Below are 224 nucleotides of genomic sequence, written 5' to 3'. Positions count from 1 at the left end.
GCTTTCGGACAATGCCGAGCTTTGGCTGACCCCGCTTTTGCAGGGGCGCCGCGATCTCGCGCTGGCGAAGGGGCGTCTTACCGATGCTGTGCTCGGCCTGCTGGATTGGGACAGCCGCCAGAGGCTTGACCGGCTGGCCCCGCGCGAATTCGTGTCGCCTGCGGGCACGCATCACGCGATCGATTATACCGGGGACGACGCGCCCAGCGTGGAAGTGCGGGTGC

1 protein-coding gene is annotated in these 224 nt (G+C 67.4%); it reads left to right on the top strand.

Annotated elements, in window-relative coordinates; all coding sequences use genetic code 11:
* Positions 1-224 (top strand): ATP-dependent helicase C-terminal domain-containing protein (locus A3736_RS01630; RefSeq protein WP_156501924.1); only part of this gene is annotated, 224 nt, incomplete at both ends.

It is taken from the genome of Erythrobacter sp. HI0063 (assembly GCF_001635685.1).
In the GTDB taxonomy this organism is placed as follows: Bacteria; Pseudomonadota; Alphaproteobacteria; order Sphingomonadales; family Sphingomonadaceae; genus Qipengyuania.
Note: the sequence above shows the minus strand (reverse complement) of the source record. Positions and strands in the feature narration are given on the sequence as shown.